The sequence below is a fragment of the Gordonia sp. NPDC058843 genome (assembly GCF_042743165.1).
Taxonomy (GTDB): Bacteria; Actinomycetota; Actinomycetes; order Mycobacteriales; family Mycobacteriaceae; genus Gordonia.
The window spans coordinates 330,322-343,052 of record NZ_JBHYNC010000001.1 but is presented as its reverse complement, the minus strand read 5'-3'; the positions used below and the strand labels follow the sequence as shown (position 1 = coordinate 343,052).

7 protein-coding genes and 1 tRNA gene are annotated in these 12,731 nt (G+C 68.2%); 5 read left to right on the top strand and 3 right to left on the bottom strand.

Annotated features, from left to right (window positions below):
* Nucleotides 1–94: 94 nt before the first annotated feature.
* Nucleotides 95–168: transfer RNA gene (locus ACFW3F_RS01615), tRNA-Arg, on the bottom strand.
* A 132-nt stretch (nt 169–300) separates the two neighbouring features.
* On the opposite strand from ACFW3F_RS01615, the gene ACFW3F_RS01610 reads away from it, so the two are divergent.
* Nucleotides 301–2,325, top strand: a complete 2,025-nt coding sequence (locus ACFW3F_RS01610; protein ID WP_388053620.1) for a cytochrome c oxidase assembly protein — start codon at nt 301–303, stop codon at nt 2,323–2,325.
* Between the two features lie 13 nt (nt 2,326–2,338).
* Here the strand turns inward: ACFW3F_RS01610 and ACFW3F_RS01605 are convergent, their stop codons facing one another.
* Nucleotides 2,339–2,923, bottom strand: a complete 585-nt coding sequence (locus ACFW3F_RS01605; protein WP_388053618.1) for a chorismate mutase — start codon at nt 2,921–2,923, stop codon at nt 2,339–2,341.
* Nucleotides 2,924–3,080: 157 nt separating this feature from the next.
* On the opposite strand from ACFW3F_RS01605, the gene ACFW3F_RS01600 reads away from it, so the two are divergent.
* Nucleotides 3,081–3,512, top strand: a complete 432-nt coding sequence (locus ACFW3F_RS01600) for a single-stranded DNA-binding protein (protein WP_388053616.1) — start codon at nt 3,081–3,083, stop codon at nt 3,510–3,512.
* A 7-nt stretch (nt 3,513–3,519) separates the two neighbouring features.
* Here ACFW3F_RS01600 and ACFW3F_RS01595 read toward each other — a convergent pair whose 3' ends face one another.
* Complete coding sequence (locus ACFW3F_RS01595; RefSeq protein ID WP_388053614.1) at nt 3,520–3,726, bottom strand: three-helix bundle dimerization domain-containing protein; 207 nt, start codon at nt 3,724–3,726, stop codon at nt 3,520–3,522.
* Nucleotides 3,727–3,973: 247 nt separating this feature from the next.
* Between ACFW3F_RS01595 and ettA the strand changes: the two genes are divergently transcribed.
* Genes ettA through ACFW3F_RS01580 form a run of 3 tightly spaced genes read left to right on the top strand, consistent with a single transcriptional unit; the run spans nt 3,974 to nt 12,729 of the window.
* Nucleotides 3,974–5,647, top strand: a complete 1,674-nt coding sequence (gene ettA / locus ACFW3F_RS01590) for an energy-dependent translational throttle protein EttA (protein WP_388053612.1) — start codon at nt 3,974–3,976, stop codon at nt 5,645–5,647.
* 40 nt (nt 5,648–5,687) lie between these two features.
* Nucleotides 5,688–10,412: an NAD-glutamate dehydrogenase gene (locus ACFW3F_RS01585; protein WP_388053610.1), complete on the top strand. Its 4,725-nt coding sequence runs from the start codon at nt 5,688–5,690 to the stop codon at nt 10,410–10,412.
* 55 nt (nt 10,413–10,467) lie between these two features.
* The gene (locus ACFW3F_RS01580; protein WP_388053608.1) at nt 10,468–12,729 is read left to right on the top strand and encodes a molybdopterin-dependent oxidoreductase; all 2,262 of its coding nucleotides are present in this window, start codon (nt 10,468–10,470) and stop codon (nt 12,727–12,729) included.
* Nucleotides 12,730–12,731: the final 2 nt, after the last annotated feature.

Below are 12,731 nucleotides of genomic sequence, written 5' to 3'. Positions count from 1 at the left end.
CTCCAGGGAGTCGCGACCCACCGAAGTGTGGGGCAGGACTATGACGCACGGAGTGCCCGGAACGGTTCCCGGCGTCGGTCATGGACACACGGAGTGCCCCCGGCAGGACTCGAACCTGCGACCTAGGGATTAGAAGGCCCTTGCTCTATCCACCTGAGCTACGGAGGCTGACCGGCGCGCGCGTGAGAGGCACGTGGCGCCGGGCACAGAGAGTCTACGACACGGCGACCGCTGTGCCGCAGACCACGGCGGGCCAGGTCGAATTGGGATCGCGTCAGTTGCCGGTCCTACAGTTGAGTCATGACCCGCACGTCGACGCCCGCCTCCGCGGAGCAGCATCGCGACGCGATGAACGAACCGCGCGGCGTCGTCACCGCGATCCTGTGGGCATCGGGTTGGCTCGCCGCGATCGTCGCTGTCGCCGTCACCGCGATCTCCGCGGCGTCGGCGCTCCGGCTGACCGGCGTACCCGATCCGGGTCCGCTGACGACCTATGGTGCGCCGGCGCTGACGGCGGTCGGCGAGTTCGCCGCGGCGATCGCACTCGGGTCGGCGGTGTTCGCCGCGTTCTTCGTGCCGCCCCAGGCGAGCGGTGTGCTCGACGTCGGGGGCTATCGCGCCATCCGGATCGCGGCCGCCGGCGCGTTGTCGTGGTCTGTCTGTGCCCTCCTCCTGATACCCCTGTCGGCGTCGGAGGTGAGTGGGGCGCCGCTGTCGGAGGCGATCCGGCCCGCGAATCTGCTGACCGCGTACAGCCAGGTCGCCGAGGTGCGCACGTGGTTCTGGACGGCGGTGTTCGCGCTGGTCGCCGCCATCATCGCCCGGATGACCCTGCACTGGGGTCCGACGATCGCGGTCATCGCGTTCGCCGTCTTCAGCCTGATGCCCTCGGCGCTGGCGGGGCACTCCTCGTCGGGTGGCAATCATGACGTGGCCACCAACAGCCTGATCCTGCACATCATCGGCGCGACCCTGTGGCTCGGCGGTCTCGCCGCCGTCGTGGTCTACGCACTTGCCGACGGACGGTGGCGCGCACTGGCGGTCCGACGGTTCTCACGCGTCGCGTTCTGGTGCATCCTCGTCGTCGGCGCCAGCGGTGTCGTCAACGCTCTGGTCCGGGTGCCGCTCGGCGATCTGTTCTCCGACACCTACGGCCGTCTCGTCGTGGCGAAGGTGGTGGCCCTCGTCGTACTCGGCGGGCTGGGCGCCTGGCATCGCCGGGTGACCATCGCGCAATTGGACTCCGACGACAAGCCCTCGCTGTTCGTCCGGTTCGGACTGGTCGAGCTGGCGGTCTTCGCGGCGACCTTCGGTCTTGCCGTCGGCCTGGGCCGGACACCGCCGCCCCTCGTCGACACCGCGCAGATCTCGGCGACCGAGAACGCCATCGGGTACGACCTCGACGGCCCGCCGACCTTCGTCCGCCTTCTCACCGAGTGGCGCTTCGACCTGATCTTCGGACTCGCGGCCATCGTGCTCGCCGTCGTGTATCTGCGCGGTGTCATCCGTCTGAAGCGTCGCGGCGATGCCTGGCCGGTCGGACGCACCGTCGCGTGGGTCCTCGGGTGTCTGCTGCTGTTGCTGGCGACGTCGTCGGGATTCGGCCGGTATGCCCCGGCGATGTTCAGCATCCACATGATCGCGCACATGCTGATGTCGATGATGGTGCCGGTACTGCTGGTGCTCGGCGGCCCGGTGACGCTCGCGTTGCGGGCGCTGCCGCCGGCCGGTCGGGGCAATCCACCGGGCCCGCGCGAGTGGATTCAGCTCGGCGTGCACTCGGCGCCGTCCCGGATCCTGACGCATCCGCTGATCGCCGCGGTCATGTTCGTCGGCAGCTTCTACGTTCTCTACCTGGGCGGCCTGTACGAGGCCGTGGTCCAGTACCACGCGGCGCACCTGCTCATGAATCTCCACTTCCTGCTCAGCGGCTACCTCTTCTACTGGCTGGTGATCGGCATCGACCCCGCGCCACGTCAGGTGTCGCCGGTGGCGAAGCTGGGCATCGTGATGGGCTCGATACCGTTCCACGCGTTCTTCGGCATCGCCCTCATGATGACGACCGCGGTCATCGCCGAGACCTATTACCGCGGCCTCAATCTCCCGTGGAACTACGACCTGTTCGACGATCAGCGCGTCGGGGGCGGAATCGCTTGGGCCGCAGGCGAGATCCCGCTGGTGGTGGTCTTGCTCTCGCTGTTCGTGCAGTGGCAACGCAGCGACACCCGGCAGGCACGACGCTACGACCGCAACGCGGTACGCGACCACGACGCCGACCTCGGCAGCTACAACGAGATGCTCAAGGAACTCAACAAGCGCGGCTGAGCTGCAACAGGTCTCAGCTGGACCCCATCGACACCGTGCACACCGACGACACGGCCTGCACCAGGGCGCCGATGTGGAGCGGATCGAAGCCGTATCCGGCAGCGCTGGAGCCGGTCGCAGCGACCAGTTCCGGTGGGCAGCGGGGGCTCACCACGAGTCCGCGTGCAGCGGCCAGCCCGTCGACGACAGCCACGTTGTATTCGTTGATCGCCGTCCGGACCGGTCCGAGATCCGGTGTCGCGGGCGGGGCCGTCTGGCCGGGCAGCCGCCACCGGGCGAACAACCCGCGCTGTACGGTCTTGCTCGCCTCGATCTGGTCGCGGAACACCGCGCGTACGTAGGTGGGGTCGAGGTCACGGTCGAGAGCCAGCTGCGACACGGTGTCGAGGACCACCTGTTCGCGCGCCGGATCGTCGATGGCCGCACCGGAAGCCCACTTCGTCGCCGCGACGGTGTCGGCCAGTGCGAGTCGGCCCGCGATCGCCTCGGTCAGGCCCGTCACCGTCGGCTGTGTGCTCGGCGCCGCGCCCGATAGGGGTGGGGCCATCAGCATCGTGGCCGCCGCGATCAGACCGACCAGGAACACCCGCATGCGCATCCCGGAATTGTATGGGCGAGGCGCCAGGTGCACCGGTGATCTGTGGGTAACCCGTCGAGTTCTCCACAGCTGCGCGACGTCGACGTTTGCGGGCCCCGTCGCGGGTGATGCTGATGCGGCCACATCTTCCCGTGGCCGACACCCGTAGGAGACGACCATGTTTGAGACGTACACGACCGTCATCGGAACCGTAGTGTCCGATCCCCGCCGGCGGCAGACGACCACCGGTGAGGACGTGATCTCCTTCCGCGTGGCGTGCACCTCGCGCCGCATCGACAAGAACACCGGCGAGTGGACCGACGGTCCCACGCTGTACCTGACGGTCAGCTGCTGGCGGCGTCTGCTGACCGGGGTCGGCCTGGCGATCGCCAAGGGGCGGCCGGTGATGGCGCACGGTCAGATCAAGACGAACGAATACCCGTCGGCGGACGGCTCCCGACGTTCCGATCTGGAGATGACGGCGGTGGCCGTCGGGCTCGACCTGAGCCGTTGCGTCGTCACCTATCGGGGCACGCCCGCCCAGGGGCGTGCGGCCGAGGCGCCGGTCGTTGCGGCGGCGGTACCCGAGGCCCGGGAGCCCGCGGCGTGACCGTCGGTCAGATCCCGGCCGGTTCGCGCAGCGATTCAACGACGCGTCGTTCGACGAGCAATGGCACGAAATCGCGCACCCGGACGTCGCGGAAGTGGCCGTAGGCCTCGTCGACCGTCCGGTCGATCTCGAGCCGGGGCCGGCCGGGGTTCGACGCGCGAACCCGGGATCGGATCTGTTCGATGGAGCGCTGCTCGTCGTTGCTCGCGTGCATTCGACGACCGTATTGCGTCGCCCCCGCCCCGACAGTGACGCAGCACTCACCTCCGCGTGAAAACAATGAACATAAATGCCGGGCGGCCGCGGGCGGAGTCGGCGAGAGCGGGTGCGGCGCCCACCGGCGGGGCGATCGCCGGTGGGCGGCGACTAGGCTGGATTCGATATGTGCGCGCTCTGGCTCGCACCCCCGCTTCCGCGGCTGACAATCACACGGCATCGAGCAGGTCCGAAGGAGTTTTCACGTGGCTGAGTTCATCTACACGATGAAGAAGGTTCGCAAGGCGCACGGCGACAAGGTCATCCTCGACGACGTCACCATGTCGTTCTACCCGGGCGCCAAGATCGGCGTCGTGGGTCCCAACGGCGCGGGTAAGTCGTCGATCCTGAAGATCATGGCGGGCCTCGACCAGCCGTCGAACGGCGAGGCCTTCCTCGACCCCGACGCGACCGTCGGCATCCTGCTGCAGGAGCCGCCTCTCAACGAGGAGAAGACGGTCAAGGAGAACGTCGAGGAGGGCATGGGCGAGATCAAGGTGAAGCTCGATCGCTTCAACGAGATCGCCGAACTGCTGGCCACCGACTACTCCGACGAGCTGATGGAGGAGATGGGCAAGCTCCAGGAAGACCTGGACAACAACGACGCCTGGGATCTCGACTCCCAGCTCGAGCAGGCCATGGACGCGCTGCGCTGCCCGCCGGCCGACTCACCGGTCACCCACCTCTCCGGTGGTGAGCGCCGCCGCGTCGCGCTGTGCAAGCTGCTGCTGCAGAAGCCCGATCTGCTGCTGCTCGACGAGCCCACCAACCACCTCGACGCCGAGTCGGTCCTGTGGCTCGAGCAGTTCCTCGCGAGCTACCCGGGCGCCGTGCTCGCCGTGACACACGACCGGTACTTCCTCGACCATGTCGCGCAGTGGATCTGTGAGGTCGACCGCGGCAAGCTGCACCCCTACGAGGGCAACTACTCCACCTACCTGGAGAAGAAGGCCGAGCGTCTCGAGGTCCAGGGCAAGAAGGACCAGAAGTTGCAGCGGCGCCTGAAGGAGGAGCTCGCGTGGGTTCGTTCGGGCTCCAAGGCACGCCAGACCAAGAACAAGGCCCGACTGTCCCGCTACGAGGAGATGGCCGCCGAGGCTGAGAAGACGCGCAAGCTCGACTTCGAGGAGATCCAGATCCCGACCCCGCCGCGTCTGGGCGACGTCGTGGTCGAGGTCAGCCACCTCGACAAGGGATTCGACGGACGCGTCCTCATCAAGGACCTGTCGTTCACGCTGCCGCGTAACGGCATCGTCGGTGTGATCGGTCCGAACGGCGTCGGCAAGACCACGCTGTTCAAGACGATTGTCGGGCTCGAGGAGCCCGACTCGGGCAACGTGAAGGTCGGCGAGACGGTCAAGCTCAGCTACGTCGATCAGAGCCGCGCGAACATCGACCCGAAGAAGAACGTCTGGGAGGTCGTCTCCGACGGACTCGACTACATCGAGGTCGGCCAGAACGAGATGCCCTCGCGGGCGTACGTGAGTGCCTTCGGGTTCAAGGGACCCGACCAGCAGAAGAAGGCCGAGGTCCTCTCCGGCGGTGAGCGCAACCGCCTCAACCTCGCGCTCACCCTGAAAGAGGGCGGCAACCTGATCCTGCTCGACGAGCCGACCAACGACCTCGACGTCGAGACCCTCGGTTCGCTGGAGAACGCACTCGAGAACTTCCCCGGCTGCGCTGTGGTCATCAGCCACGACCGCTGGTTCCTCGATCGGACCTGTACCCACATCCTGGCGTGGGAGGGCAACGTCGAAGAGGGTCAGTGGTTCTGGTTCGAAGGCAACTTCGAGGCCTACGAGGCGAACAAGATCGACCGCCTCGGCGCCGATGCCGCCCGCCCCCATCGGGTCACCCACCGCAAACTCACTCGCGACTAATCCCTCTCCCGTCGGGAACGGGTGACTAGCATCGGCAGATGTGACGTCACTCGTTCCGGACGCGGTGAACCGCTACTTCAAATCGCGGACCGACGGGTCGGCGACTGAGTCGGCCGCCGACCAGGTCCTGCGGCACCTCGACGTGGCGCGGGTCCGCCGCCGCGGGCATGCGCTGGTCGAAGTGACCGCGGGCGAGGGCGGGACGGTCGAGATCCTCGTCGTGAACGACGACATGCCGATGCTCGTCGAAGCAGTCCTGGCCACGGTCGAGGCACACGACCTCACCGTCGACCGCATGGACCATCCGGTCATGCCCGTACATCGGGACCCCGACGGAACGCTCATCGGCATCGACGAAGGCGAGTCGGCCGCGGAGTCGTGGATCGTCGTCAGTGGGCTGACGCGACATCCGGGTGCCGATCCGGAACCCTTACGCGCCGACCTGCGCAGGGTGGTGGCCCGGGTGATCGACGTCGATGCCGATACGTCGGCGATGCGTTCTCACATGGTCGCGTGTGCCGCCGCGATGTCCGGCGCGGTTTCGGAGACCGACACCTCTGAGACCGACCACGAGGAGTACGCCGCCCTACTCGAGTGGTTCGCGGGCAACCACCTCCATCCGCTCGGCTGGTCGTGGGTGGGAGCGGACGGGTCCGAGGATGCCGAGCGCCTCGGCGTCTGGCGAACCGACTCCGTCGACCGCGACTTTCCCTCGGTCACCGACCGGCCGCTGGTACCCCGGGTCAGCCGGGTGTACGTCGCCACCGGCATCCAACGAACGAATTTCCCAGTGCTCCTGCAGGTTCCGACGTTCGACGAGAACGGCGAACACGACGGGGAGCATCGTTTCCTGGGTACGCTCACATCGGCGGGCAACCATCAGGCCGTCCTCGATGTCCCGGTACTGCGGACCAAGGTGCACGACGTGCTCGCACACGCGGGCGTCGACGAGGACTCCTTCGCCGGTCAGTCGATGATCGAGCTGCTGCAGAACTACCCGCTGGTGGAGATGTTCGCGTCCTCCGAGGACGAGCTCGAACGTCGCCTCACCGAGATGCTCGACGCGGTGGCGACGCGGTCGCTGCGCCTGTTCGTACGCACCAACTTCGACGGGCGCACCGCGGTTGCGCTCATCTATCTACCCCGGGACCGCTACAACACCCAGAGCCGGCTGGCCCTCGAGCGCGCACTGGTCGCCGAGGTGGACGGGACCGCACTGGAATACACGGCACGGGTCAGCGAGATGCCCCTGGCGTTGTTGCAGGTGCTGGTCTGCATCGACCCGGCAACCGCGGCCGAACTCGGTTCCGTGGACACCGGATCGCCGGCGCACGCACGGATGCAGGCCGCGCTGGCCGCCGCGATCCGCAGCTGGGACGAACGGGTCCGCGAACTGGCCACCGCCGAGGACCTCCCGGGACTCGACGGTGGCCCGGACGTGCTGCTGCGCCAGTTGTCCTCGTTGTCGGAGGACTACAAGGAACTCCGCCAGCCGCGTGCTGCGCTCGCCGACCTCATCCGCGTGGTGCGCCTGCAACCGGGTGAGATCGACGTGACCCTCGACGCCGCAGGCGAGACGACCGACGGGCAGCGGGACCGGTGGATCTTCACGCTGTACCTCTGCGGTGCATCGGCGACACTCACCGATGTGCTGCCGGTGCTGCACAGCCTCGGCCTCGACGTCCTGGAAGAACATCCCTACGAGATCCATCGCCTCGACCGAACAGTCTGCTGGGCATACGAATTCAGTGTGCAACTCGCGGCCGGGATGACGGTGGACCTCGACCACTCCGACGACCTCGCGGGCCGGTTCACCGAGGCGTTCCGGCAGATCTGGCTCGCCGGCGCGGATGTCGACGCCTACAACGAACTCGTCATCCGATCGGGCCTGGGCTGGCGATCGGCGGCGATGCTGCGGGCCTACGGGCAGTACCTGCGCCAGTGCGGGTTCTCCTACAGTCCGGCACACGTCGCCAGCGTCCTCGGTCAGCACCTCGCCATCACCCGGGGCCTCGTCGACCTGTTCGTGGCGTCGTTCGACCCCGTCACCGCCGACGAAGAGCGCCGAGCGAGACTTCGAGATCAGCTCCACGAGGAGATCGGACTCGTGCTGAGCCTCGATGCCGACCGCATCGTCTCCGCGTTCGCCGCCGTCCTCATGGCAACCGACCGCACCAATTACTTCGTCGGCGGCCGGTCCACCGGTGAAGACCACTGTCCGGTCATCTCGTTCAAACTCCGCCCGCGCGACATCCCGCAGACCCCGAAACCCCGTCCGCTGCACGAGATCTTCGTGTACTCGCCGCGTGTGGAGGGGGTGCATCTGCGGTTCGGATCGGTGGCACGAGGCGGTCTGCGGTGGTCGGACCGGCGTGAGGACTTCCGAACCGAGATCCTCGGACTTGCCAAGGCGCAGGCAGTGAAGAACGCCGTGATCGTGCCGCTCGGCGCGAAGGGTGGATTCGTCGTCAAACGACCGCCGCCACCCTCCGGTGACGCCGCACGGGACCGGGACGCGCAGCGCGACGAGGGGATCGCCTGCTACCGGCAGTTCATCGCCGGCCTCCTCGACGTGACCGACAACATCGACCTCACGACCGGAGAGGTGATCCCCGCCCGCGGTGTCGTCCGGCTCGACTCCGACGACACCTACCTGGTGGTCGCGGCCGACAAGGGCACCGCGTCGTTCTCCGACATCGCGAACGACGTGTCGACGTCGTACGGGTTCTGGCTCGGCGACGCCTTCGCCTCCGGTGGCTCGGCCGGGTACGACCACAAGGCCATGGGCATCACCGCTCGTGGCGCGTGGGAGTCGGTCAAACGCCACTTCCGCGAGATGGGTACCGACACCCAGTCGCAGGACTTCACCGTCGTCGGGATCGGCGACATGAGCGGCGACGTCTTCGGGAACGGCATGCTGCTCAGCGAGCACATCAGGCTCGTCGCGGCCTTCGACCATCGGCACATCTTCATCGACCCCGACCCGCAGGCGGCGGCGTCGTTCGAGGAACGCAAGCGGCTCTTCGGACTGCCGCGGTCCTCGTGGGCCGACTACGACACGGATCTCATCAGCGTGGGTGGCGGGGTGTGGGCGCGCGACCGCAAGTCCATCCCGATCACCCCGGAGATCGCCGACGCACTGGGCCTCGACGAAGCCGTCGGGGAACTCACACCGCCCGAGCTGATCCGCGCGATCCTGCTCGCTCCGGTCGACCTGTTGTGGAACGGCGGCATCGGCACCTACGTCAAGGCCTCGACCGAATCGCACGGGAGCGTGGGCGACAAGTCCAACGACCCGATCCGCGTCGACGGCAACGAGGTGCGGGCCAGGGTGATCGGTGAGGGCGGCAATCTCGGGGTCACCGAGCGCGGTCGGATCGAGTTCGACCTGGCCGGGGGCCGCATCAACACCGACGCCCTGGACAACTCGGCCGGTGTCGACTGTTCCGACCACGAGGTCAACATCAAGATCCTGCTCGACTCGGCGGTCTCCGCGGGTGAGCTCGACGCAGGCGATCGCGATCCGCTGCTGGAGTCGATGACCGACGAAGTCGCCGAACTCGTTCTCGCCGACAATATCTCGCAGAACTCCGAGCTCGGATTCTGCCGGACCTTCGAGCTGGATCGCGTGGCGGTCCACGCCCGCATGCTCGAACACCTCGCCGCCAAGCGGGGCGTCGACCTGCGTCTGGAAGCACTGCCCGAGGCGCGCGAACTGCGCAGGCGCGTCGGTGGCGAACTGCACCGCGGCCTCACCTCACCCGAATTCGCCACGCTCATGGCTCATGTCAAGCTCGAGTCCAAATCCGACCTGCTCGCCACCGACCTACCCGACAACGACGTGTTCGCACCCCGCATCGCGCGCTATTTCCCGGACGCGGTCCGCGCCAAGTACCCCGACGCGATCGGCGGGCACCGGCTGCGCCGCCAGATCGTGGCTACGACTCTCGTCAACGACGTCATCGACCACGCAGGCATGACCCATCTGTTCCGGTTGAGCGAGGGGAGCAGCTGCACCACCGAAGAGGGGGTGCGCGCATACGTGGTGTCCAACAAGGTCTTCGGCATGAACGAGGTCTTCGAGGGCATCCGGCACGCGCCCGCCCCGGTCGAGGCCGTCGACGAGATGATGCTCTACGCGCGACGCCTGCTGTTCCGTGCCTCCCGGTGGTTGCTCGCATTCCGGCCGCAGCCGTTGGCCATGGCCGCCGAGATCACCCGTTACGGCGAGCGGGTCGCGGCGTTGTCCGCCGTCGCCGACGACTGGTACGGCCCGACGTCGGTGCGCGATGTCGCCGAGCGTGCCCGGGGCTTCGTCGACCGCGGTGTGCCCGAGGACCTCGCGCACACCGTCGCGGCGAGCCTGCACCGGTTCTGCCTGCTCGACATCATCGACGCCGCCGAGATCGCCGACCGCGATGCTGCCGAGGTCGGCGAGCTGTACTTCGCGGTGATGGAACACTTCGGGCTCGAACAGTTGCTCACGGCGGTGTCGGACCTCGACTACGGCGACCGGTGGCACGCGCTCGCGCGACTGGCCGTGCGCGACGACATGCACGGTGCTCTGCGAGCGCTCACCCTGAAGATCCTCGAGGTGAGCGAGCCCGAGGAGAGCACGGCCGAGAAGATCGCCGAATGGGAGTCCTCGCAGTCCAGCCGGCTCAGCCGGGTGCGCAGCGTGCTCAGAGAGATCGACGAGACCGGGGCCGCAGATCTGGCCACCCTGTCGGTCGCCGCCCGCCAGCTGCGCAGCGTGATCCGCTGACGCCGCCGTCGGCAATCGTCTGCCGACCGGTGTCATGACGGCCTAGCCTGGGCGTATGACTCGAACAGCGCCGCGCATCTGCCCACTCTGCGAGGCCACCTGCGGTCTGACCCTCAGTATCGACCTGGACTCCACGACCGGCCGCGAGATCGTCACCGGGGCACGAGGCGACGCCGAGGATGTGTTCAGCGGCGGATACCTCTGTCCGAAAGGCGCGAGTTTCGCGCAGCTCGACAACGACCCTGATCGACTCGAACGACCGCTCATCCGACGCGGCGGCCGGCTCGTCGAGACCGATTGGGACACAGCGCTCGCGGCGGCCGTCGACGGTCTCGGTGAGGTGATCGCGACCTCCGGTGGCGAGTCGATCGGTTTCTACCTCGGCAACCCGTCCGCGCACACTGTCGCGGGCACGATGTACGCGCCGCTGCTCATCCGCGCGCTCGGGACCCGCAACGTGTTCAGCGCCAGCACGCTCGATCAGATGCCGAAGCAGGCGGCCACCGGTTATCTGGTCGGTCATGCGGGAACGTTCGCCGTCCCGGATCTCGACCGCACCGACCACCTCGTGGTCATCGGAGCGAACCCGGTGGTCTCCAACGGCAGTGTCACCACGGCCGCCGACTTCCCGGGCAAACTCGCCGCGCTGCGCCGGCGCGGCGGACGACTCACGGTCATCGACCCGGCACGCACCCGCACGGCCAAACTCGCCGACACCCACCTCGCACCGCGGCCCGGCACCGACGCCGCCTTGCTGGCCGCGGTGATCTGTTGCCTGTTCGACGAGGATCTCGTCGCCGACGACCTCGGCGGGATAGCCGCACATGTCACCGGCGTCGACGCCCTGCGACTCGAGCTGAGTGAGTTCACGCCCGAGCGGGTCGCACCGTTCTGCGGTGTCGCGGCCGCTGACATCCGGGATCTCGCGCGATCGATCGCCGCGTCCCCGTCGGCCGCCGTCTACGGCCGGATGGGCACCACGACAGTGCAATTCGGCACCTTGGGTAGTTGGCTCATCGATGTGGTGAACATTCTCACCGGCAATTTCGACCGGCCCGGGGGAGTGATGTTCCCGCTCGCGCCGACGGCGCCGTCGCCTCGCCCGGCCCGAGCCGGCCGCGGGTTCCGCACCGGACGGTGGCGCAGCCGGGTGTCCGGCCATGCGGAGGTCGGGGGCGAGCTGCCCGCCGTCGCGATGGCCGAGGAATTCCAGACACCCGGCGACGGACGGCTGCGCGCTCTGGTCACGGTGTCGGGCAACCCGGTGCTGTCCGCACCCAACGGCGGCCGTCTGGGGCGCGCACTCGACGACGCGCAGTTCGTGGTCTGCGTCGACCCGTACCTGAACGAGACGACACGGCACGCGCACGTTCTCCTACCGCCCCCGCGCCCGTCGCAGAGTCCGCACTTCGACGCCATCCTGAACAATCTGGCCGTCCGGGCCACCGCCCGCTATTCAGCGCCCGTGCTGCCGCTCCCGCCGGGCCGGCCCGACGAGATCGAGATCGTGTCCCGGCTGATCCTCGGCCTCTCCGGGGCCGGCGTCGATGCCGACCCAGGGCTCGTCGACGAGCAGGTCATCGCAGCGGCGCTGTCCAAGGAGGTCACCGACCCGCATTCACCGGTCGCAGGTCGCGACATCGGCTCCCTCGTCGCGATGCTGCCCGACGCGCCGGGACACCAGCGTCGACTGGACATGCTGTTGCGGATCGGCGCGTACGGAGACGCCTTCGGGGCACGCGACGGACTCACGTTCGCGGATGTGCTGGCCGCGCCTCACGGCATCGACCTGGGACCGATGCGGCCGCGACTCCCCGGAGTGCTCCGCACGGCGTCCGGCAAGGTCGAAGTGGCGCCGGACACGCTCATCGGGGATCTCGCCCGCCTGCGGGCGGCGGTGTCCGCCGACGCCGAGTCTGCTCCGGTCGCCGACGGCAGCCTGCTGCTGGTCGGCCGTCGCCACCTGCGGTCCAACAACAGCTGGATGCACAATCTCCCGGCGCTCACCGGCGGCACCAACCGTTGCACACTGCTCATGCATCCCGACGACGCCGACCGTCTCGGGATCTCCGACGTCGCCAAGGTCCGCGGCGCGGGCGGGTCGCTGACCGTTCCCGTCGAGATCACCACCGACATCCGGCCCGGCGTCGCGTCTCTGCCGCACGGGTGGGGTCACGACGTCGACGGCATCCGACTGGCCGTCGCCGCCGCCGAACCGGGTGTGAACGTGAACGAGTTGAACGACGGCGCGTTGCTGGATCCGCTGTCGGGAACCGTCGTCCTCAACGGTCTTCCGGTGGAGATCGCGCCTGCTTGACG

What these genes read in the sequence shown, in the direction of transcription:
- ACFW3F_RS01580 (WP_388053608.1), top strand. Translation starts at nt 10,468, where the DNA reads ATGACTCGAACAGCGCCGCGCATCTGCCCACTCTGCGAGGCCACCTGC.
- ACFW3F_RS01600 (WP_388053616.1), top strand. Translation starts at nt 3,081, where the DNA reads ATGTTTGAGACGTACACGACCGTCATCGGAACCGTAGTGTCCGATCCC.
- ACFW3F_RS01605 (WP_388053618.1), bottom strand. Translation starts at nt 2,923, where the DNA reads ATGCGCATGCGGGTGTTCCTGGTCGGTCTGATCGCGGCGGCCACGATG.
- ACFW3F_RS01595 (WP_388053614.1), bottom strand. Translation starts at nt 3,726, where the DNA reads ATGCACGCGAGCAACGACGAGCAGCGCTCCATCGAACAGATCCGATCC.
- ACFW3F_RS01610 (WP_388053620.1), top strand. Translation starts at nt 301, where the DNA reads ATGACCCGCACGTCGACGCCCGCCTCCGCGGAGCAGCATCGCGACGCG.